Annotated in this window: 16 protein-coding genes; 8 read left to right on the top strand and 8 right to left on the bottom strand. The window is 72.3% G+C overall.

The window, feature by feature from the left end:
- Positions 1–158: 158 nt before the first annotated feature.
- Together ACFYWI_RS07915 and ACFYWI_RS07910 are read left to right on the top strand one after the other, a co-directional pair.
- Positions 159–353: a hypothetical protein gene (locus tag ACFYWI_RS07915; RefSeq protein ID WP_389226893.1), complete on the top strand. Its 195-nt coding sequence runs from the start codon at positions 159–161 to the stop codon at positions 351–353.
- 79 nt (positions 354–432) lie between these two features.
- Positions 433–786: a hypothetical protein gene (locus ACFYWI_RS07910; RefSeq protein ID WP_389226890.1), complete on the top strand. Its 354-nt coding sequence runs from the start codon at positions 433–435 to the stop codon at positions 784–786.
- Here ACFYWI_RS07910 and ACFYWI_RS07905 read toward each other — a convergent pair.
- Positions 783–2,429 (bottom strand): DNA repair helicase XPB, encoded by a 1,647-nt coding sequence (locus ACFYWI_RS07905; protein ID WP_389226887.1) that lies wholly within the window; start codon positions 2,427–2,429, stop codon positions 783–785. The two genes, ACFYWI_RS07910 and ACFYWI_RS07905, sit on opposite strands and share 4 nt — an antisense overlap.
- A 182-nt stretch (positions 2,430–2,611) precedes the next feature.
- Positions 2,612–5,284, bottom strand: coding sequence for a helicase-associated domain-containing protein (locus tag ACFYWI_RS07900; protein WP_389226884.1), 2,673 nt, complete (start codon positions 5,282–5,284; stop codon positions 2,612–2,614).
- 94 nt (positions 5,285–5,378) lie between these two features.
- Here ACFYWI_RS07900 and ACFYWI_RS07895 point away from each other — a divergent pair, with 94 nt between their 5' ends.
- Positions 5,379–6,458, top strand: coding sequence for a hypothetical protein (locus tag ACFYWI_RS07895; protein WP_389226881.1), 1,080 nt, complete (start codon positions 5,379–5,381; stop codon positions 6,456–6,458).
- 478 nt (positions 6,459–6,936) lie between these two features.
- Positions 6,937–7,572, top strand: coding sequence for an HAD family hydrolase (locus ACFYWI_RS07890; RefSeq protein WP_389226878.1), 636 nt, complete (start codon positions 6,937–6,939; stop codon positions 7,570–7,572).
- Positions 7,573–7,661: 89 nt separating this feature from the next.
- Here the strand turns inward: ACFYWI_RS07890 and ACFYWI_RS07885 are convergent, their stop codons facing one another.
- Positions 7,662–7,898 (bottom strand): hypothetical protein, encoded by a 237-nt coding sequence (locus ACFYWI_RS07885; RefSeq protein ID WP_389226875.1) that lies wholly within the window; start codon positions 7,896–7,898, stop codon positions 7,662–7,664.
- Positions 7,899–8,079: 181 nt separating this feature from the next.
- On the opposite strand from ACFYWI_RS07885, the gene ACFYWI_RS07880 reads away from it, so the two are divergent.
- On the top strand, positions 8,080–8,463 hold the full coding sequence (locus ACFYWI_RS07880; protein WP_389226873.1) for a cold-shock protein: 384 nt from the start codon (positions 8,080–8,082) through the stop codon (positions 8,461–8,463).
- Positions 8,464–8,473: 10 nt separating this feature from the next.
- Here ACFYWI_RS07880 and ACFYWI_RS07875 read toward each other — a convergent pair whose 3' ends face one another.
- The 4 genes from ACFYWI_RS07875 to ACFYWI_RS07860 all read right to left on the bottom strand — a co-directional run bounded on the left by ACFYWI_RS07875 (position 8,474) and on the right by ACFYWI_RS07860 (position 11,898).
- Positions 8,474–9,313, bottom strand: coding sequence for a 1,4-dihydroxy-6-naphthoate synthase (locus ACFYWI_RS07875; protein ID WP_389226870.1), 840 nt, complete (start codon positions 9,311–9,313; stop codon positions 8,474–8,476).
- Positions 9,310–9,981 (bottom strand): futalosine hydrolase, encoded by a 672-nt coding sequence (locus ACFYWI_RS07870; protein ID WP_389226867.1) that lies wholly within the window; start codon positions 9,979–9,981, stop codon positions 9,310–9,312. Before ACFYWI_RS07870 ends, ACFYWI_RS07875 begins: the two co-directional genes overlap by 4 nt.
- Before the next feature lie 4 nt (positions 9,982–9,985).
- Positions 9,986–10,465: a DUF2771 domain-containing protein gene (locus tag ACFYWI_RS07865; RefSeq protein ID WP_389226864.1), complete on the bottom strand. Its 480-nt coding sequence runs from the start codon at positions 10,463–10,465 to the stop codon at positions 9,986–9,988.
- An 86-nt stretch (positions 10,466–10,551) separates the two neighbouring features.
- Positions 10,552–11,898, bottom strand: a complete 1,347-nt coding sequence (locus ACFYWI_RS07860; RefSeq protein ID WP_389226861.1) for an MFS transporter — start codon at positions 11,896–11,898, stop codon at positions 10,552–10,554.
- 301 nt (positions 11,899–12,199) lie between these two features.
- Between ACFYWI_RS07860 and ACFYWI_RS07855 the strand changes: the two genes are divergently transcribed.
- Together ACFYWI_RS07855 and ACFYWI_RS07850 are read left to right on the top strand one after the other, a co-directional pair.
- Positions 12,200–13,144, top strand: a complete 945-nt coding sequence (locus ACFYWI_RS07855) for a DUF3027 domain-containing protein (RefSeq protein ID WP_389226858.1) — start codon at positions 12,200–12,202, stop codon at positions 13,142–13,144.
- Positions 13,145–13,258: 114 nt separating this feature from the next.
- A complete protein-coding gene (locus ACFYWI_RS07850) occupies positions 13,259–16,396 on the top strand; it encodes a sacsin N-terminal ATP-binding-like domain-containing protein (protein ID WP_389226855.1) in 3,138 nt (1,045 codons plus the stop codon).
- Positions 16,397–16,527: 131 nt separating this feature from the next.
- On the opposite strand, the gene ACFYWI_RS07845 is transcribed toward ACFYWI_RS07850, so the two are convergent.
- Positions 16,528–17,022, bottom strand: coding sequence for a hypothetical protein (locus tag ACFYWI_RS07845; RefSeq protein ID WP_389226852.1), 495 nt, complete (start codon positions 17,020–17,022; stop codon positions 16,528–16,530).
- Between the two features lie 1,744 nt (positions 17,023–18,766).
- On the opposite strand from ACFYWI_RS07845, the gene ACFYWI_RS07840 reads away from it, so the two are divergent.
- The gene (locus ACFYWI_RS07840) at positions 18,767–22,276 is read left to right on the top strand and encodes an ATP-binding domain-containing protein (protein WP_389226849.1); all 3,510 of its coding nucleotides are present in this window, start codon (positions 18,767–18,769) and stop codon (positions 22,274–22,276) included.
- Positions 22,277–22,435 lie beyond the last annotated feature (159 nt).

Here is a 22,435-nt window from a genome sequence, read left to right as displayed (position 1 = left end):
TTTTCCGCGGGCGTCCCGCTCATCCGCCTCATCCGCGGGCGTCCCTCTCAAGGGCCACCCCGTAGGGGACGGCCTCTGTCTGAAGTCGTACGTGCACGCTCTGGTGGTTCAGCCCGTAGCCCGATGTCCGGGGAGCGGCGGAAAACCATCATGGAGCTATGAGCACAGCGACCTTCCATCCCACGGGCGGAGTCCCGCACCCGGCCCACGGCGCGACCGCCACCGGCGCCGCGCCGCACTCGCCGCACCGTGTCGGCAACGCGCTGCGCGCGGTCAAGATCTATGTCGAGGCCGTGTTCAGCGTCGCCGTCCTCGGTGAGTACGGCGAGGAGGCGGGCGTCCGCCGCCGTTGAGACCACGTGAGTACGGGCACGTCGGCGGCTGAGTATCCGAGCCGACGCCTCTCGCCTGCCGCGTTGATGCAATAGCGGCATGACGACGACGAACCCCGCGACTGTCGACCCCACCGGGGCCACGCCCCCCTCCGCAGCCCCCACGACCTCCGTCCGCGCCCTGCGCGTGAAGGCCCTCATCGGCCTCGGACTGCTTGTGCTCGCCTTCGTCGCCACGATGATGATCACCCTCGTCGACGCGGTGGACCCGCACGACGGCGTCTCCGGCCCCCTCATCGACCTGGCCCTGAGCTGCCTGGCCCTGTCCGGAGCAGCCGGCCTGACCGCCGCCGCCGTGCCGCGCACCGGGATGGAGTGCTCGGTGCGGGCCAAGGCCGTGGTCGCCCAGTACGCCCTCATGGCCCTCGGCCCGCTCCTCGCGCTGCTGGACTAACGTTCGTCGGCCAGCAACTCGTCCGCGTCCATGATCCGGTACGCGTACCCCTGCTCCGCCAGGAAGCGCTGGCGGTGTGCCGCGAAGTCCTGGTCGATCGTGTCGCGTGCCACCACCGAGTAGAAGTGCGCCTTGTGGCCGTCCGCCTTCGGGCGCAGGACGCGGCCCAGGCGCTGCGCCTCCTCCTGCCGCGACCCGAACGTGCCCGACACCTGGATGGCGATGGTCGCCTCCGGCAGGTCGATCGAGAAGTTGGCGACCTTGGAGACGACCAGGACGCTGATCTCCCCGTTGCGGAACGCGTCGAAGAGCTTCTCGCGCTGCACATTGGGCGTCTCGCCCTTGATCACCGGGGCGTCCAGATGCTCGCCCAGCTCGTCGAGCTGGTCGATGTACTGGCCGATGACCAGGATCTGCTGGCCCGCGTGCTTACGGACCAGTGCCTCCGTCACCCGCCGCTTGGTCGCCGTCGTGGCGCAGTAGCGGTACTTCTCCTCCTGCTCGGCCGTCGCGTACGACAGCCGCTCGGAGTCGGTCAGATTGACCCGTACCTCGACACAGTCGGCGGGCGCGATGTAGCCCTGTGCCTCGATCTCCTTCCAGGGCGCGTCGAACCGCTTCGGTCCGATGAGCGAAAAGACGTCCGACTCGCGGCCGTCCTCCCGTACGAGCGTCGCGGTGAGGCCGAGGCGGCGGCGAGCCTGCAGGTCCGCCGTGAACTTGAAGACGGGCGCGGGCAGCAGATGCACCTCGTCGTACAGGATCAGACCCCAGTCACGGGAGTCGAAGAGCTCCAGATGGGGGTAGATCCCCTTCCGCTTCGTCGTCAGCACCTGGTACGTGGCGATGGTGACGGGCCGGATCTCCTTGCGCGCCCCGCTGTACTCGCCGATCTCCTCCTCGGTCAGGCTGGTCCGCTTCACCAGCTCGTGCTTCCACTGGCGGGCCGAGACCGTGTTGGTGACCAGGATCAGGGTCGTCGCCTTGGCCTGCGCCATTGCGCCCGCGCCGACCAGCGTCTTGCCCGCTCCGCAGGGCAGGACCACGACACCCGAGCCGCCGTGCCAGAAGCCCTCGACGGCCTGCCTCTGGTACGGGCGCAGGGCCCAGCCCGACTCGTCCAGATCGATCCGGTGCGCCTCGCCGTCCACGTAGCCCGCGAGGTCCTCGGCCGGCCAGCCCAGCTTCAGCAGCGTCTGCTTGATCTGGCCGCGCTCGGACTGATGCACGGCGACCGTGTCCGGGTCGATCCGGGCGCCGACCAGAGGCTGGATCTTCTTCGAGCGGAGGATCTCCTCGAGCACCGGTCGGTCGGTGCTGGTGAGGACGAGCCCGTGGGTGGGGTGCTTGGACAGGGTGAGCCGGCCGTAGCGGGCCATCGTCTCGGCGACGTCGACGAGGAGGGCGTGCGGGACGGGGTAGCGGGAGAACTCGACGAGCGCGTCGACGACCTGCTCGGCGTCGTGCCCGGCGGCCCGGGCGTTCCACAGCCCGAGGGGGGTGACGCGATAGGTGTGGATGTGCTCGGGGGCACGCTCCAGCTCCGCGAAGGACGCGATGGCACGTCGGCAGGCGTCCGCCTGCTCGTGGTCGACTTCGAGGAGAAGGGTTTTGTCGCTCTGGACGATGAGTGGACCGTTCACACCTGCGCCCTTTCGGTAAGGCCAAATCTCCAGTGTGCCGTATGAGCACGGGTACGGGCCCGGACGCGCACCCGGTCGCCGGTCCGCGGTGCCTCCTCGCGTTTCTCTCCCGGTGTCCTGACCGTGTGCTCGGCGTCCTGACCGTGAGGCCGCTCACCGGCGACATGCGGGCGCAGCCGGCATCACGCCGAGTCGTCGGCGAGTTCGGCGACTCCGGTGATGCGGTGCAGGGGATACGTCCTGACCTCGTCGGCCGTGTGGTCGTACGCGGTGACGAACCCGCCCTCCACCCGCACCGGCGCGATGACCCGCTGGCTGGCCGCGCCGTCCGCGTTGACGTAGCCGATCCACAGCGCCGAGCCGGTGAGGGCGGCGGCCTGGACGGTGGCGAGGGTCTCGGCGGACGTGGTGCGCGGGAGTTCGCCGCTGCGCACGGGGGCGGCGCCCTCGGGCACGGGCTTGCGGACCACGGTGGCGGCGACCTCGCCCGCACGGATCGCCCGCACGGCCGCGCCGAGGAGGGTGGCGTCGGGCACGGGCGGGCCGTCCGGTACAGGGGCGGGCGGGGTTCGTGGCGGGGTGCGGCGGGCGAACGCGCGGGTGATCAGCACATCGCCCTCCGCGGACTCGGCGCTGGGCGCGTACCCCATGCCGCGCAGCCCGTCGAGCAATGCGGCCGGGTCGGCCTGGGCGGCCAGGACGGTCGGTGCGAGGCGGCGCAGCTGCAGGCCCTGGGACCGTTTGTCGGCCATGATCTCGTCGAGAAGTGCGTCGTCGTCGCAGCGTACGTAGGCGGAGGCGGCGCCGACCCGCAGGTGCCCGTGCCGGCGGGCCACGTCGTCGATGAGGTAGCTCAGCGGCTGTGGCACGGGCGTGCGCGAGTGCGTGGACAGGAACGTGTGCAGGTCGGATGCGGACCGCCCGGCGTCCAGGGCGCGGCGTACGGAGGCGGGCGTGAAACGGTAGACGGTGGCGCCACCCTTGGACTCGACATCGGCGAGCACGGAGAGGGTCTCGGCGAGCGGCCGCTCGAGGGGACCGGGCGCGACGGCGGTGAGGTCGGCCTGCAGAAGGACGTGGTCGAGGGGCTCGGGCAACCGCGCGGCGAGCAGCGCGACGGCCCGGGCGCGCCGGGCGGCATGGGCGTCCGGGGCGGTCTCCCCGGCCCGATAGGCGACGGGGCCGGGCCGCGGGGCGGTGGCGACGACCGTCCCGGATTCGCCTCCGGTCCCGGACGACGGGTGGGGCGGCATGCCGGACGGGCCGGGTACGAAGGGAACAGGTCCGGATGCGGCCGCGTCCCCGGACGAGCCCGCGGTCTCGGTCCCCTCCGGCAGGGCCAGCAGTGCGCGGGCGTGGCTCGACAGCGCGCCGCGGCCTGTCATGCCGAGGAGTTCGGATTCCGTCAGGGTCCATGCCGCCAGGCGCGCGCGCAGGTCCGTGGTGCCGTCGCCGCGCAGGGGGCGCTCCCAGCGCAGGCGTGCCAGGAGCGTCTCCGGGTCGGGGGCCGTGCCCGCGGGGAGTGTGGACAGCAGGTGCAGGACCCGGTGGCGGACCTCGGAGGCGGCCGAACGGTCGAGCTCGGGGCCGAGGACCGAGAGGGTGCGGCCCTTGGTGTCCTGGGTGCCGACGAGGCCCGGCGTGCGGGTGGCCGTCAGCCAGGCCGTCGCCAGGTCCGCCCAGCGCTCCGCCGCCGGGCGGGTGAGCCACTCGTCGTAGGCGGGGGTGGGCGCGTACCGCTCGTCCGCCTCGCCGTCCGACGCCAGCAGGCCCGCCGCATAAGCCAGTTCCAGCCAGAACGCCGCCAGCTGCTCGGTGGTGTCCAGCGCCTGCGCCGTCCGCTTGAGGTCACGTACCGACAGGCCGCCCGCGCGCAGCACCGCGGGGCCGCCCTCGTGCCAGTCCTTCAGCAGGTCCTCGATCGTCGCCAGCGCCGTGTACGCCTGCCCCGCCGCAGCGTTGTCCACAACCTGTGGACGGTATTCGGCGCCGGGCCCGACGGAAGGCGGGGCCGGCTCGGGCGACCGGTGCGCGCGTCCCGCGCGCAGATGCAGCGCCGCCTCGCGCGGCAGCACCACCGTGCGCAGGGTTGTCGGCAGCAGCAGTCCGCGGTCCCGCAACCACTGCACCGGCGGCGTCGGGCTGGCCGTGACCTCTCCGTACGGCGGCCCCCACACCAGCCGGTCCAGGACCGCCAGCGCCTCGGGCGGGGCCGTGTCCAGCAGCGCTGCCATGCGCGTGCGGTCCGTGAACAGCGCGCTCAGTGCCGTCACGGCGGACACCGGGTCATGCGTGGTCGGGAGCCCCGCGGCTGCCAGGATCTCCTGCAGCCGGCCGGGTGACATCCCGGCCGTGGCCTCGGCGACGGTCGGGCCGAGTCCCGTCGGCGACGGGCGGGTCGGCGACGGGGCGAGCAGTTCGCGCGCCGTGCGCACCAGACGCAGCCGGTCGTCGCCGCCCCACACCAGCGCCTGGTCGCGCAGCACGCCCAGCGCGTGGGGCAGGGCCGCCTCGATGTCCCCCGTCGCCGTGCCGGCATGGGAGGTGCCCCCATCGCCCTCGTCGCCCGTCAGCAACGCGAGCAGCGTGTCGTAGGGGGCGGGGTCGGGGGCCACGGCCAGCGCCTCGGCGGTCTGCAGGGTGAACCGGTCGAGACGTTCCAGAGCGCGTATGACGGAAGCCCGGGTGCCGGCCCTGGTGGCGAGCTGGGTGACGTCGTTCGGCACCGGATTCAGCAGATCGGGGCGGGCGCGCAGCAGCGCGGCCAGCTTCTCGTCGTCGCGGCCGCGCAGCGCTTCGGCGAGCGTGCGCGGGCTGCCGCCGCTGCCGCCGCTTCCTTCGGGCATGGTCCCCATCCGCCCCACGGTAGCCCCTGGAGCGCTACCGTCGGGGGCAGGGCGGCCCCGGCAAGAGGGGGCTTCCGCGCTGGGGAACGTCAGGGGAACGCCGGTGGGGATCGAGAGCGACCAGCTCGTCTACGACTATCTGAGCCGTGTCGGCGACCTGGCGCAACAGGCCCACCTCCCGTCCGGCACCCGGATGCGGCTCGTGACGTCGCTGCGCGGCGAGATCGACAAGCAGCGGGCGACGGCCGACGACGACAGCCCGGCTGCGGTACGCCGGCTCCTCGGGCGGCTCGGTACGCCGGACGAGGTGGTCGCGTCGGCATCGCCCGACGGCGGCGGACAGCCCTTCGTGTCGCAGCCCCCGGCCGCGTACGACGAGCCGGCGCGGCCCTCCGGGTCCGCCCGGTCGGCCAGGCCCCCGGGTTCCTCGAACTCCCCGGGCTCGTCGAATTCCGCCGACTCCTCGAAGTCCGCGCTGCCGCGTCAGCGCGGCCGCCGCCGTGTGCCTCGGCCGCGCAGCGCCGAGACGCCCGTGTACGACCCCCCGCCCCGCGCCGCCGCATCGCCGCCGCATCTCGCCAGGATGGACGAACTCGGCGTCTCCGGCAGTGAGCCGGACTGGTGGCGGATCGAACCGGGGCCGATCGGCGCGGGCGACAGCGTCGCCGGGTTCGTCGGCGGTGTCGAGATCCCCGAAATACTGAAGCCCCCGCCGTCGAAGGACGCCGTGGAGGACGAGCCGGCGGACGAAGGCGCCGAGGCCGACGAGGACAGGGCGCCGCGGCGATGGCGGCTCCGGCTGCGCCGACGCTCCGCGGTGCCGGCCGTGCCCGAAGCCCCGGCCGCCGCCCGCCCGGTCAGCCCGATGCTCCTGCTCGCTGCCGCGCTGCTCGTCGTGGGCGCGATCATCGGTTCTCTGCTCGCGCTCGCAGGCGGCTGGCTCCTTGCCTACGGCTCACGCAGACTCTCGCGCGCCGAGGCGAAATGGGTCGTCGTCGGCCTGCCCGGAACGGTGGCCGCCGCCGGGATCCTGTGGCTGTGGGGCCGTATCAACGGGCATTGGGGAGACCCGATCGCCGACGACGGGATGCGCGAGGCGCTCTCCGGCACCTGGCCGTGGGTGCTGCGGTCGGCGGCCGTCGCCTCCGCGCTCTACCTGGGGTGGCGGGCACGGAGGCGTTAGCAGGCCGCTGGCCCGCTGGTTTCGTGCGGCCGGTCCGCGGCTCGTCGAGGATCTCGGCGACGGTCGTGCGGACGCTGTCGTGGTTCAACTGGCGTACGAGATCCAGCACCTCGACCTGATGTGCGACGCCGAGAACGTCGTCGGCTCGTCGAGCAGCAGCAGGTGCGTCCCCCTGCACGGGCGCCATGGCGATCCCCCACGACGGCGGGTGACTCCCCGCCGGGCCCGCGAGAGTGAGTAACTTTCCGGCCGTACGGTCGTCGTGTCACCGCTCCTGCGTGCCCCCTCGTGCGGTACGCGGATGCGGTGGGGAGCCGCCGTGAAGCCCGTCCGGCGATCGAGGGCGTAAACGGACGAAGGTCGCATGCGTCGGATCCGGGGCTTCCCCGGTCCGGGAAGGGGCGGATCGGGGAAGCGGTAGCGGGAGCAGCATTCCCACCACCCGGGCCCGAGCGCTCCCACGGGCACAATGGCCATCATGGCTTCCCACCCCGCACCGCGGACGCTGACCGTCGGATTCGACCTCGACATGACGCTCATCGACTCCCGGCCCGGCATCCATGCCGCTTACCGGGCGCTCTCCGCCGAGACCGGTGTCCGGATCGACGCCGACCTGGCGGTCACCCGGCTCGGCCCGCCGCTCGAGCAGGAGCTGGCGCACTGGTTCCCCGACGAGCGGATCCAGGAGGTCGGCGACCGCTACCGGGAGATCTACTCCGCGTACGCCATCGAGCCGACCCCCGCGATGCCCGGCGCCCGCGAGGCCGTCGCGGCGGTCAAGGAGCTCGGCGGCCGCGCCATCGTCGTCACCGCCAAGCACGAACCGAACGCCGAACTCCACCTCGCTCATCTGGGCATAGCCCCGGACGAGGTCATCGGGTGGCTGTGGGCCGAGGCCAAGGCGGAGGCGCTGCGCGAGCACGGCGCGAGCGTGTACGTGGGCGACCACATCGGAGACGTACGGGGCGCGCGTGTCGCCGAGGCGCTGTCGGTGGCCGTACCGACCGGGCCGTGCGACGCGGCGGAACTGCGCGAGGCCGGGGCGGACGTGATCCTGGACGATCTCACCGCGTTCCCGGCGTGGCTGCGCGACCACTGCGCGGCAGCCGCCTGACGGCAGGCACCGCGCGGACCTCACCTCGCGACGCCCTCCCTCGCGGACCCGCTCCGCGAGGGACACGGCAGACCCGCCCCGGCGACGCGCTACGGCGTGGATCTGGCCTGACGGCGCTGTGCACCGATCGAGCGCAGCACCCCCGCCGCGGCGATCAGGAACCCGACACCCATCAGCATGCAGACCGCGTACGCGACCGGCGGAAACGGTTCGGTGCCCAGGAACAGCGGGGCCACCGTGACCAGAGTGGCCACGGCGCCGACGATGAAGACGATCGCACCGGCGCGCACCAGGCCGTCACCCGGGGCGGGAGGAGTAGCAGTCATTCGGCCAGGGTAGTTCCCTTGCGCGCAGGAACCGATCGGCAACGTCTTGTCACCAGCCTCTGGACCATTAGCCTTGGGGGTGGCGGGTCAGGCGACCCGCTGTAGTGCTATCAAGAGCCGTTTTTCGGTGCCCACATCCGGGTGCCTCAGCGCCCCGACGAGTACGAGGACGAGGACAGACGTGCCTACCGGCAAGGTCAAGTGGTTCAACAGCGAGAAGGGCTTCGGCTTTCTCTCCCGCGACGACGGCGGCGACGTCTTCGTGCACTCGTCGGTGCTCCCTTCAGGAGTCGATGCCCTCAAGCCGGGCCAGCGTGTCGAGTTCGGCGTCGTAGCGGGGCAGCGGGGCGACCAGGCACTGTCGGTGACGCTTCTCGACCCGACACCGTCGGTGGCGGCGGCGCAGCGGCGCAAGCCGGACGAACTGGCATCCATCGTCCAGGACCTGACGACTCTGCTGGAGAACATCACCCCGATGCTGGAGCGCGGCCGGTACCCCGACAAGGTGCACGGGGGGAAGATCGCGGGACTGCTGCGGGCGGTGGCGGACCAGCTGGACGTATGACCGCCGACCGTCAGACGAAGCTGAGCGCATCGCGGCCGAGGGGAGGCACAAGCCCCTCGGCCGCGGCGCGTGTCAGAAGGCCGCGCACCGCCGCGTAGCCGTCGTCGCCGAGGTCGTGGGTGAACTCGTTGACGTACAGCCCGATGTGCTGGTCGGCCACTGCCGGGTCCATCTCCTGGGCGTGCTCGATGACGTACGGCCGGGAGGCGTCCGGGTCGTCCCATGCCATCCGCACCGAGGTGCGGGCCGAATCGGCGAGCAGGCGCAGCGTGTCCGCGCCCAGGGACCGCTTGGCGATGATCGCGCCGAGGGGGATCGGCAGCGCCGTCGTCGACTCCCAGTGCTCGCCCAGGTCGGCGAGGCAGTGCAGCCCGTAGTTCTGGTAGGTGAAGCGGGCCTCGTGGATCACGAGACCGGCGTCGACCTTGCCGTCGCGCACCGCCGGCATGATCTCGTGGAACGGCATCACGACGACCTCGCCGACGTGGCCGGGCAGGACATCCGCCGCCCAGAGCCGGAACAGCAGATACGCGGTCGAGCGCTCGCTCGGCACCGCGACCGTCTTTCCGCTGATGTCCATGCCCGGCTCGCGTGTGAGCACCAGGGGGCCGCAGCCCCGCCCCACCGCGCCTCCGCAGGGCAGCAGGGCGTACTCCTCGAGAACCCACGGAAGCACGGCGTACGACACCTTCAGCGCGTCGGACTCGCCGCGCTCGGCCATCTGGTTGGTGATGTCGATGTCCGCGAACGTCACGTCGAGCGCGGGCGCGCCCGGGATGCGGCCGTGCGCCCAGGCGTCGAAGACAAAGGTGTCGTTCGGGCAGGGTGAGTACGCGATCTTCAAGGTCACGGCGACTCCTGGAGGACGGGGGCGAGCTGCTGGAAGGCGTGCCGCAGCGCATCCAGGGCCTCGCCGATGCGCCAGGCGGCACGGTCCCGCGGACCGACGGCGTTGGAGACGGCGCGGATCTCGACGACGGGTACCCCGTGGGCCGCGGCGGCCTCGGCGACGCCGAAGCCCTCCATCGCCTCGGCGGCGGCACGCGGGTGGCGGGCGGTCAGCTCGGCGGCGCGGGCGGCGGTGCCGGTCACGGTGGAGACGGTGAGGACGGGCGCGTACGCGGCGTCCAGGGCCTCGGCCATCCGCGCGGCGAGCTCGGCGGGCGGCCGGTGCACGGTGCGTCCGAAGCCCAGTTCGTCGACGGGCAGATAACCGGCGGGGGTCTCGGCACCCAGGTCGGCGGCGACGATCGCGTCGGACACGACAAGGGAACCGATGGGAGCGTGCGGCGCGAAGCCGCCGCCGATCCCGGCACAGACGACGAGGTCGTACGGGTGGGTCGTGAGCGCGGTCGCGGCGGCCGCGGCGGCGGCCGCGGGGCCGACGCCGCCCGCGAGTACGTCGGCCGCCGGGGTGCGCATGAGCGTGTACCCGCCGGCCAGCGCGACCCGGTCCGTGACGCCTGCGGCGACGGAGTCCGCCTCCGCCGCCACCGCGGTCACGACGAGTACGCGCACAGGGTCAGGAGGCCTTCTCGAACTGGAAGTGCCAGATGCCGATGACCTTCTTGCCGCTGGTCTCCATGATGCTGACCATGGTCTTGCTGGTGGGCTCACCGGTCTGCGAGGAGAAGAAGGCGCTGCCGGGGATCGTCCGGTACGTCTTCTTGTACGGTTCCGGCTCGACGGGCTGGCCGCCGAACAGCAGGGTCCAGCCGTTCTCGGCGATCTCCGGGTCGACGCCCATGCGGACCTTGTCGTCGATGGCGACCTTGATGGTCTTGGCCGGCTTCTTGGTCAGGCAGCCCTGCAGCAGGGACTCCTTGATCGCCTTGCCGTCGTTGTAGCAGGCCGCCTCGGTGTGCACCGAGTCCGTGCCGACGGTCACGGTGGCGAGCGGGGTCGGCTTGTCACAGGCGGAAAGGACGAGGAGCCCGGCGGCCACGCCACCGAGGGCGGCGGCGGCCCGGCGGCGCTTGCCGGAGAAGAACGCAACGGTCATGTCCGGAAGGCTATCGGGCCTCCCTGCGCACGCCACCCCCGGGTGCGGCGCGCCGACCGCCACACCCCGGGGTTACGCCACCGGGGCTACGCCACCCGCGATCGGGGCTGGCTTCTTCGTGAGGCGTCCAGCAGCCCCCGGATCGCCGCCAGCGCCCCCACCCCCACGATGCTTGCGGCAACCGACATGCCCAGCACGCCGTTGAGCGGCAGCGCGATGCCGATCGCTCCGCCGACCACCCACGCCATCTGCAGCAGCGTCTCGGAGCGGGCGAACGCCGAGGTGCGGACCTGTTCCGGGACGTCGCGTTGGATCAGCGCGTCCAGGGACAGCTTCGACAGGGCCTGGGTCAGGCCCGCCGTCGCGCCCAGCACCGCCACCATGGCCGCGCTGAAGAAGACCGCCGCGCAGATCGCCGCCGCCAGCACCACCGTGATCATCGTCGCGATGATCACCTCGGGACCGCGGGACTTGAGCCAGGCGCCCACGGCCGTGCCCAGCGCATTGCCCACCCCCGCCGCGACGCCCACCATCGCCAGCGAGACCGCAGCGCTCTGGCCGGGCAGCGGATGCTCGCGCAGCAGGAACGCCAGGAAGAAGATCAGGAACCCGGACAGCGCCCGGTGCGCCGCATTGGCCTGCAGCCCGTGCAGCACGGACGGGCCGACCGTGCGCAGGCTGGGCTTCTTCTCGCCGTGGGTGAGGATGTGCGCCCTGCGCTCGCCCTTCGCCGAGTCGACCTTGGCCGGCATCGTGAAGGCCCAGTACGCACCGAGCAGGAACAGGACGCACGCTCCGTACAGAGGCCACTCGGGACCGATCCGCTGCAGCCCCACGCCGATCGGCGCCGCGATGCCCGTCGCCAGCAGGCCGGCCAGGGTGACCCGTGAGTTCGCCTTCACCAGCGAGAATCCGGGCGGCAGGAGTCGCGGCACGACCGCGCTGCGCACCACTCCGTACGCCTTCGACGACACCAGAACGCCCAGCGCCGCCGGATACAGCTGCAGGCCGCCCGTGACGACAGCCGTGGACATCGCCACCGCCAGCACCGCGCGGGCCAGCATCGATCCGGACATCGCCGCCCGCCGGCCGTGCGGGATGTGGTCGAGCAGCGGGCCGATGACCGGGGCCAGCAGGACGAAAGGGGCCATCGTCACGAGCAGGTAGAGCGCGACCCGGCCACGCGCCTCGTCCGTCGGTACGGAGAAGAACACGGTGGACGCCAGCGCCACGGTGATCATGACGTCGCCGGCGCCGTTCACCGCATGCAGCTCGATGAGTTTGCCGAGGCCCGACTCGCCCGCTCCGTGCGCATGTGTCGCTTTTCGGATACCGCGTGCCGTGCCCGTGAACGGAAGATGCAGGGCGCGGCCGATCGTCCGGCCCGCTCTGGCCATCGGCCCGGATGTTTCGGACGACCTTGCGGCTGTCACCCCGTCATAGTGCCCCAAGGCCCGTCGAGGCGAACCGTGACAGGCCCTGTTCGTCCCATGTTGGGGCGGGCATGTGGGCGCAGGGCGGCAGAGGAGGTAGCGTGCGTAGCGCGCCACCGGCGGTTGTTATCGGCCGCGCGCCTCTTCGGCATCCCGCAGAATGGATGACGTTGGGTGTGCCCGAGACAGGTCGGTCTGGGCGCGGACGTCGATGCGGCCCTCTGGTCCGCTCCGCCCGCGGCTCGAACCTCCGGAATCGGCCGGCGCACCCGTGAGACGGCGTAGGAGAGAAGCGAGACCTGTGAGTGCTGCGACGACGCGAAGCCGTACCCCCGACCGTCTGTGCGCCGAGGCGGTAGACCTTGCCCGGGAGGCGGCCGAAGAGGCCGCCGCGCCGGGCCTGGTCGGTGAGCATGTGGGCCTGGTCCCGGAGGGTGACCGGGTCGTCACACACTTCTTCGAGGCCAAGGAGCCCGGCTACCGCGGCTGGCGCTGGGCGGTGACCGTCACGCGCGCCTCGCGCGCCAAGCTCGTCACCCTCGACGAAACCGTTTTGCTGCCCGGCGAGGACGCCCTGCTCGCCCCCGAGTGGGTGCCCTGGAGCGAGCGGCTGCGGCCCGGCGACATGGGACCCGGCGACCTGCTGCCCACCGAGGCCGAGGACCTGCGCCTCGAGCCCGGCTACACCGGCGAGGACGAACCCCCGCCGAATTCGATCCTGGCCGAGCACCCCCCGTCGCACGATCTGGTGGAGCGTGTCGAGTCGGAGGACGCCGAACTCACCGACCGCAGGCCCGCGATCGAGGCCACCGCCGGCAACGGCCGCGGGGCGATCGCCTCCCTCGCCGAGGAGCTCGGCATGCGCCGCGCTCGCGTGCTGTCCCGCTACGGGCTGCACACCGCGGCCGACCGCTGGGAGGAGTCCTTCGGAGCCAAGACCCCGATGGCACAGGCCGCCCCGGCATCGTGTGCGACCTGTGGCTTCCTGGTGCCGATCGGTGGTTCGCTGGGGCAGGCCTTCGGTGTGTGCGCGAACGAGTTCTCGCCCGCGGACGGACGGCTCGTATCCCTCTCGTACGGCTGCGGCGCGCACTCCGAGGCCGCCGTCATGCCGAAGCCGCCGATCCCGCCGCCGCCGGTGCTCGACTCGATGACCGCGGACGAGTTCCTGCTGCGGCCGGCCCGCGACGGCGGATCCGTCTCGCCCGAGGCCGACACCGCATCGGAGGATCTCGGCCACTCGTAGCCCGGCGCCCGGAGCTCCCCGGTTCCCCGTGGCGTGGTGACCGGGCAGTACGCGGTACCTTCGCCCACAGGGACATGGCATCGGTATCGGTACTGCAGAGAGCGGAGTCGCAGCGTGAGCGTCAGGACGACGGAGTGGGCCGATCCGTTCGGGACGGCGCGGCTGCGGCGCGGGGTGCTCAACGCGTGGGGCGCGAGTCCTGCCCGCTTCCGTGAGGACGCCAATGCCGAGGAGGACCTCGCCCTCGGCGGCTACCGGGACCGTCTGGTCGTCGAGCTCGCCCAGAACGCCGCTGACGCCGCCGCGCGCGCCGGGCTGCCGGGCCGGCTCCGGCTGACGCTGCGGCCGGCCACCGCCACCGACCGGGCGGTGCTCGCCGCCGCGAACACCGGCGCTCCGCTCGATGCCACCGGCGTCGAGTCGCTCAGCACGCTGCGCGCCTCCGCCAAGCGCGAGGGCCATGAGACCTCCGTCGGCCGATTCGGTGTCGGCTTCGCCGCGGTGCTCGCCGTCAGTGACGAGCCCGCGGTCGTGGGCCGGCACGGTGGCGTGCGCTGGTCGCTGGCCGAGGCCAGGGAGCTGGCGGGCGAGGCGGCCAAGGGCAGCCCGGGCCTGGGTGACGAGCTGCGCCGCCGTGACGGTCACGTGCCGCTGCTACGGCTGCCGCTGCCCGCCGAGGGCACTGCCCCCGACGGATACGACACGGTCGTCGTGCTGCCGCTGCGGGACGGGGCCGCGGTCGACCTGGTGGAGAGGCTGCTCGCCGGGGTCGACGACGCGCTGCTGCTCGCGCTCACCGGGCTCTCCGAGATCGTGATCGAAACCCCGGACGGCGTACGGGAGTTGCGACGCTCCACCGACGGCGCGTACGTACGCATCGACGACAGTGCGCAGGGCAGCCGGAGCTGGCGGGTCGTCAGCCACGGCGGCCCCATCGAGCCCGCGCTGCTCGCCGACCGGCCGCTCGAGGAACGGCTGCGGCCACAATGGTCCGTCACCTGGGCCGTGCCCGTCGACGACGAAGGCGCGCCGGTCCGGCCGCGTACCGCACCCGTCGTGCACGCGCCGACCCCCACCGACGAACCCCTCGGCGTACCCGCGCTGCTGATCGCCTCGCTGCCGCTGGACACCACGCGCCGTCACCCGGCCCCCGGGCCGCTCACCGACTTCCTGGTGCAGCGCGCGGCGGACGCGTACGCCGAGCTCCTCGGCGACTGGCAACCGGTGACGGTCGGCACCATCGACCTGGTACCCGGCCCGCTCGGCAAGGGCGAGCTGGACGGGGCGCTGCGGGCCGCGATCCTGCAGCGGCTTCCGCGCACCGCCTTCCTGGAGCCCGCAGCGCCGCGTCAGGTCTCCGGCGACGACTCGGGTCTGCCCGGCCGCGAGCTGCCCATGGGTCTCCGGCCGATCGAGGCGGAGGTTCTCGAGGGTGCGGGCGCGGAGACCGTAGCCGTACTGGCCGAGGTGCTGCCGAGCCTGCTGCCCGCAGGACTCGAGCGCCGGGTCGAGCTGCGCACGCTGGGTGTCGCGCGGGTGCCGCTGACCGAGGCGATCGACCGGCTGGCGGGGCTCGAGCGTGAACCCGACTGGTGGCGGCGGCTGTACGACAGCCTGGCCGGGGTGGACCCGGACCGGCTGTCGGGGCTGCCGGTGCCCCTCGCCGACCGGCGTACGACGATCGGGCCGCGCCAGACCCTGCTGCCGCTCGCGGACACCCCGCAGCATCTGGCCCGTCTCGGCCTGAAGGTCGTGCATCCCGACGCCGCACACCCGCTGCTGGAGAAGCTGGGCGCGCTGCCCGCGACGCCGCGTGCCGTGCTGACGACTCCACAGGTGCGGGCGGCCGTTGCCGGCTCGCTGGATGCCGGCGAGGTCTGGGACGAGGACATGCTGGACGCGGACGAGCTCGCCGAGACCGTGCTGGCGCTCGTACGGGACGCGGGGCTGGAGCCCGGCGACGAGCCGTGGCTGGGCGCGCTGGCCCTCCCGGACGAGGACGGCGAACTCGCGCCCGCCGGTGAACTGGTGCTGCCCGGCAGCCCGTTCGCTACGGTGATGCGCGAGGGCGAACTGGCCCTGTGTGATGCCGAACTGGCCGAACGGTGGGGCGAGCAGCCGCTGGCGGCGTGCGGCGTACTGGCCAACTTCGCGCTGGTGAGGGCCACCGATGTGGTGCTCGACCCCGATGAACTGGAGCCTCGGGATGGGGACTTCGCCGAGCCCGACGACGCCGGCCTGCTGGACGCGGTCGACGTGTGGTGCGAGGACGTGCTCGACCGGCTGCCGGAAACGCCCGTGCCGCCCGTCGCCACGGAGATCGTCGCGGTGCGTGACCTCGACCTGGTGGACGACGACTGCTGGCCGCAGGCCCTGACGCTGCTGGCGCAGCCGCCACTGCGGGACGCGCTCACCCAGTCCGTACGGATCCTGCTGCCGGACGGCACGACCGAGACCGTACGGCCGTACACGGCGTGGTGGCTGCGGGACCATCCCGTACTGGACGGGCGGCGCCCGGCCGGCCTGCGCGCTGCCGGTGCGGACCCGCTGCTGGAGGGCTTGTACGAGTCCGTCGACACCACCGGCTTCGAGGACTCCCAGGTGCTGCGCGCGCTCGGAGTACGTACCTCGGTCGCCGCGCTCCTGGACGAGCCGGGCGGCGCCGCCGAGCTGCTGTCCCGCCTCGCCGACCCCGACCGCCCGGTCCGCGCGGCCCAGCTCCACGCCCTGTACTCCGCGCTGGCGGACCTCGACCCGGAACAGGTCACGCTCCCCGACGAGCTGCGCGCGGTCGTCGACAGCGAGGTCCGGATCGTGGACGCCGCCGACGCGGTCGTCGCGGACGCCCCCGACCTGCTCCCGCTGACGGAGGGCATCCCCCTCCTGCCGGTCGCCCCGACGCGCGCGGCGGACCTGGCGGAGCTGCTCCAGGTACGCCGCCTGAGCGAGACGGTCGATGCGGAGGTCACGGCGTCCGGCGAGGAGCACGAGGTCCCGGAGTCGGTCCGCGTCCTGCTCGGCCCGACGACGCCTTCGTCGTACGTCGAACATGAGGAACTGATCGTCGCGGGCGTGGAGCTGAACTGGCGCCGGACCCCTGACGGCGTCCTCCACGCCGCCACGCTGGAGGGCGTGGCGGCGGCCCTGGCCTGGTCGACGGGCCAATGGCCGCGCCGCTTCGAGGTTGCGGCGCTCCTGGAGGACGACTCCCGCACGGAGGAACTGGCACGGGACCGCTGGTTCGACGCGTAGCCCGGTGGCGGCGCCCGCAGCCTGATCCCCCGGGCGTGGACCACCTCACCGACCCCACTGAACGGGGGGCGCCGCTCGTCCCGGGCACCGGCCTCTGCGCGGCAGGCACCCGGGGCGTGTACGCCTGAAGGTCAGCGCACGGTTGCGGTGCCCGCCAGGCCATACTTGAGGTGGCCCTTGCCGTCGTCGGCGACGTCGGCGTAAATGGTCCCGTCCGCGGTCCAGTTGGTGCTGGTGGTCCGCACGGTGGCGCTGTCGTAGAAGGCTCCGTACGAGCCGGCTTCAGAGTCGTTGATCTGGCTGGTCACATATTCGTCGGCGTGGTCCTTCGAGGTCCCGTAGTGCTCGAGACGGACGCGAACGTAGATCGAGTTGAACCGTTGGCCGCCGGTGTAGAAGCCGGTCCCGTCCCACGAGACCTTGTCCACCCATGCCTCGTAATACCGGTACCCACTGGTCACCTGGTCCAGCCGCACGCAGATCTTCGCCGTCACCTTCACATCCGGCTTGCCGGGCAGCGCAATCGTCGACGACGTCGACTTGCACGCCGACGTAGCCGCCTGGGCCGGACCCGCAGTGATCAGCCCTGACCCGGCGAGGGCGGCGGTCAGGGACAGAGCAGTCATGGCTCGACGTGCAGGCAATGGATTCCCCGTTTGCTTCCTGCATCTCATCGATGACTTTGCGAATAGATGGCGTCGAGTGAAGATCATACGAGCCGAACACGTCAATATCGGCCGGGTTTTGATCCGGCCGTCCGTCGACAGCGGGTCCCAGGTCCGGTCGAGGCCGTGGGCGGTCCAATCGCCGACGGCCCGCGCCGCTTCGGGAAGGTGCTGACCCAGCAGCTGCGGGAACTTGAGACGGACGGGATCGTGCACCGTTTGCCGTCGGCGCGGCAGCCCGCTGTCACGGCAACGTGCGCTCGAGGCGGTCATGCCGTACGGCAGAGGCGGCGGGGCCGCCCTTCTCGATGGCCCGGTACATCGCGGCGGCACACGCCCGGCTCAGCATGCCGCTCGCAGGCGATCGCCGTGGGTGATGTCACGTCGTCGGGCGGTCAGTCACGGCAGTGGCCGGGCTCGGCGGCGCGGAAGGCGCGTTCGCAGTTCTGCCACGGCAGGACGCGAGGTACGGCGGGCGCGGCGACGGGCAGGTCACGGAGCCGGAAGGCCAGGATGCGGGCCGGACGCGCACGGAGGCGGTCCGGGAGGCCCGGTAATGAGCAGCTCGGTGATCTCCTCCTGCCCGACCCACTGGGTGACGGCCGGGGCCAGCCGGGCGACCTCTCCTCGGGACAGGATCAGCCGGCGGTCGCGGATGCGCAGTGAGGCGAGGACGGCGACGGCTCGCGGGTCGGGCTCCGTGAGCGGGGGAGGAGGCCCGGTGCCGACTTCGGGGCCGGATGCCGGTGGGACGACCGGAGTGACCCGAGTCGGCTCAGCGGGTGGCGCTGGTCTGTGGGTTGGGGTTCAGGACCGCCGGTCAGTCTTCGGTGGTGGGGGCCGGGGTGTGGGGACCAGTGGGGCGTCGCCGGGCAATCCCTGTGGGGCAAAAGGGGCATAGTGACCCCCTTCCTGAGTTCTTGTACGCGGATTCCGGTCTCACCGGAATCCGTGTACACGACCTGATCCATACACGGGATATTCAGGTGCATTTCGGGCAAAGGTTCTGCCTCCGAGCCCGCCCCGCGCCCCGATCACCCGCAGCCGCCCCCGCACCCCGGCCCACGCCGGCCCTCCCCCCACCCCGGACGGTGACCAGCGGGGCCTGAACCCCAACTCCCCGACGGCCGACAGCCGCCGAGCCGGCGTGCCACCGCCCCATTCAACTGCCGCGCAACCCACCACCGGCCGGCGGACCGCGCACGGCGAGCGGCCCCAGTCCACCTCCAGCGGCCCCCTTCCCCCGGCCGCCCTCCCAAGTGCATTTCCCGGCGGTGGAGGGGCGGGGGTCAAGGGTGAAGCGCAGCGAAATCGCCAACGGCGACGCGACGAAGGAGCGCCCTTGACGCCCGACCCGCAGCCGCCACCATCAAGACCAGGAGGGCGGCCCCACGTTCACCAGGCCAACCTGGCCGTCCCCCGGACCTGGCCGTCCCCCGGACCTGGCCGTCCCCCGGACCTGGCCGTCCCCCGGACCTGGCCGTCCCCCGGACCTGGCCGTCCCCCGGACCTGGCCCCACGCCGGCCCCCACTCCGCCGGGAGTCGCTGAGCCGGTCCTCCGCCGCCCCATTCAACTCCCGTGCACTCATTGTCGCTTGATTGAGCGATTGATCAGTCTTTGCCCGCTGATTTCTGCTAATCCTATGACCGGGTTCCGGGCGTCAGCCCGTCGCAGCGCCGGTGCGCTGTCTGGAGGGGATACACGTGAGCACGACATCACGGGACGCGGTCGTCGCCGTCGAGCAGAAGGCCGTGGACCGAGCCTACGACTGTTATGAGGCCCGCCTCGCGGAGATGGCCGAAGAGTCGCCCGCGTCGGCGGCGGCCAGTGGCAAGGACGCCATCGCCGCCCGCAAGGAGGCCGAGGACAGGGCTGAGGAGTACGGCGGTCTGGGCGAGGAAGCCCTGGTCGTCAGCAGGGTTGATGTGCAGGAGCCGAACACGCGAGAGCCTGCGACCTACTACGTAGGACGCCGGGGCGTGTCCGACGCCGGCACCCAGGAACGGGTTGTCGTCCTCTGGACCAGCCCCCTGGCCAAGCAGTGGTACAACGCGTTACCGGAGGATCCCGGAGAGGTGCTGCTCCGGAGGCAGTTGCGCTGTACGCAGCGTACTGTCGAGGACTATCTGGACGAGATATCCGTCGATGCCGCTGACCAGGGCGCGGCAGATCCCGCCCTCCTGGAGCAGGACTCGGCCGTGCCGCGTTCTGCCGAAGGCAGTGGCCCGGAGCCCGCAGATGCCGAGGACCACGAGCCCGGCACCGCCCCCTCACCTCGTGACTCCGTCCGCCGGCGCAGGAAGAAGCCGCAGCAGGTGGACGAGTTCCTGCTCCGGGAGCTCCACCGCTCCCGCAGCGGGCGGATGCGGGACATCGTCGAGACGATCCGGCGCGACCAGATGGCTCTGGTCACCGGCTCACCGGCAGATGTGCTCGTGATCCAGGGCGGCCCGGGCACCGGAAAGTCTGCGGTCGGCCTGCACCGCGTGACCTGGCTCGTCAACAACGACCACTTCCGCGCGCAGGACATCCTGGTCGTGGGACCGCATCAGACCTTCCTGGAGTACGTGGGGAAGGTGCTGCCCACACTCGGCACCAGGAACGTCAACGCGGTTCAGCTCGCGCGTCTCTGGGAGGGCGAGGTCCGCGCTACGGACCCCCTCAGGACGCGGCTGGTCAAGTCCGACGACCGGATGGCGACCGTCCTACGGCGGCGCGTGGAGAACGAGTGCAGACCGGAAGCGCTGGATGCCCTCACCACCGCACCCTCGCACGAGGACGACGAGCCGGCCTTCACCGTGGCCGTCGGCGGTACGTCGCTGCGTCTTTCGCGCTCGGAGGTGCTCGACCTTCTCCGAGAGTCTCGCGAGGGTGCCGGGGCCTACCGTGTGCGCCGGGACCGGTTCCGGACCCGGCTGGTCGACCGCCTGCTGAGCGCACTGTTCGAGCTGGCCCCGCGTCGCGGCGCGGACGAGACGATACGCAGGGATCTGGAGCGCAACCGGCAGGTGGTGGCGCTCGTCGACCGGACCTGGCCGGCGCTGAGTCCCGAGGACGCTCTGCGGAGTCTGCTCAACTCGCCGGACAGGCTGCGGGAGTGCGCGTCGCAGGTCCTCGGCGACAGCGAACAGGCCGCGTTGCAGAGGCCGAAGGCCGAGAGCGCGGCGGAGGAGCCCTGGACCCTCGACGATCTGGTGTGTCTGGAGGAGCTGCGCTTCCTCATTGCCGGTGAGACCCCGCAGCGCTACCGGCACATCGTCGTCGACGAGGCCCAGGACCTGACGCCGATGCAGGCGAGGTCGTTGCGGAGGCGTTGCCCGACCGGCTCGATGACCGTACTCGGCGACCTGGCACAGGCCACCGGCCCTCACACGTACGCGGCTTGGGGCCGGCTGGGCGGGCTTCTGTCCGGTCAGGGCGACTGGAATGTCGAGGAGTTGAACACCAGCTACCGAGTGCCCGCTCAGATCATGGAGTACGTGGCTCCCCTCGCCCGGGCGGTCGCGCCGTCGCTTCCCTTTCCCACCGCTGTCCGCCGGTCCGACGGGGATGCCGTGCGGCTGGTTCCGACGACACCGGCGGAGTTGCCGGACGACGTCGTGGCCCGCGTGATCCGCCTCATCGGTACTGATGACGGCCGGTCGCCGAGGTCGGTCGCCGTCATCGTGCCCGACGAATCCCCTTGGCCGGACCGGATCCGCGGGCGGGTGGACGGTGTGGAGGGCGTGCCCCCGGAGCGGCTGCGAGCCGTGTCCGTGCTGGCGGCGGCCGAGGCCAAGGGCATGGAGTTCGACCACGTCCTGGTCGTGGAGCCGACGGCAATCGCCGACAGCGGACCCGCGGGGCTGCGCCGGCTGTACGTGGCACTGACCCGCAGCACGCAGAGCCTGACCGTCTTCCACACCGCACCCCTGCCGGAGGCGCTCGTGGTGGATTCCGACGACGCGTCCGGCGAGGACGCCCCTCCGGTCGGCACCGACGTCCGGGTCAAGGTGCTCGGACCGGGCCCCGGGTCCCACTGGCGGGTCCAGGCGGTTTCGCCCGCGAGTGAGCGCACGTTCCTCCTCGTCCCGCGTCACGGTTCACCCCTCCCCGTCGCCGGATCCACGCTGGACGGCTGGGTGATCCGCAACGAGGCCCGGGTGAGTCTGATCTCGGTCGGCGACTTCGGCCGCAGGCCCATCTCTCTTGGCATGGCGGCCCGCTACGCGGCGGCGCTCGAGGTGCTGGACGAGATCGTGTGCGGCGGCGGCACGGTCCCGGCCGATGCCATGGCCCGGCTTTCTGAGCTGAAGGGGATGGCCAACCGCTGCCTGCGCCGGGACCAGGCGGACTGGCTGAGCGTCTGGCAGTTGCTCGGACGCCCGGACGCAGGTCGGCTGCTCGTCCTGCGCGACCTCGCGAGGAGCGCGCGTGACGCGGTCGCCGCGGGTGATCCGGTGCTCGCGCTCGCGGTCGCATCGGAGGTGACGCGCAGCGGATGGGCGGACTCGCTGGCCGAAGCCGGGCAAGGCCTGCGGCGTGAGCTCGGCACCACGGACGAGCCCGGTGCCGGGCACGAGCCTGCTGACGGCGTCGAGCCTGTTGCCGGGCACGAGCCTGCTGACGGGCCCGAGCCTGCTGCCCCGACCGCGCCCGACGCCGCCGCGCCGGCCGAAATCGAACCCGAATCAGCAACCGACACCGCGACCGGCCCCCGACCGGAACCCGCCGAGCCGCCGGTGACAGAGCACCAGAAGGAGCACGAAGTGCAGGCCATCGCCCTCGATGACAACGAAGTGACAGCCACCGGGCTGCTGCACGACCTGTTGATCGCGTCGGAAGCCGACCGGAACTGCAACACCCATGAGGCAGTGCGGTTCGAGCTGATGGCTGCCCTGCTGCGCGCAGGGCTGAAGCCGTCCGATGCGCCCCTCGTCGACGTCAGCCGTATCGGCCAGGACGGTCACTTCCTCTACGAAGTCCTCGGCGCCGGACGCTCGGCGTATGCGGACATCCGTGCCGGAGCCACCCGTCTGCTGGAGGTCAACCACACTCAGCAGCGCACCGCCGACCGCCTGTACCTGGTGCTCTGCGAACCGCCTGCCGAGGAGTGGGCGGCGGACACCGTACGAGCGGTTTTCGGTGTCCATGTCCTGTGGCGGACGGTGGACGGGTGGGGCGGGGAGGACAAGGAGACGGCGCTCGGCGCCGGGGCGCCGCCCGCTCTCTGAGAACGCGAGGCAGCGGCCCGCACCGAAGCGGCGGCCGCCCAGTGCCAGGAGCGCTGGGCGGCCTCCGCTTCGGCATGTCGGGGCGGCATCCCCGCGCCCAGGAAGGCGAAGAGATGCCCGGCGCGGCCACCCCGCAGAGCGGCATCCCCGGTTCGGTCG

Origin of the sequence: Streptomyces sp. NPDC002889 (assembly GCF_042888425.1) — a bacterium.
Lineage (GTDB): Bacteria > Actinomycetota > Actinomycetes > Streptomycetales > Streptomycetaceae > Streptomyces.
Note: the sequence above shows the minus strand (reverse complement) of the source record. Positions and strands in the feature narration are given on the sequence as shown.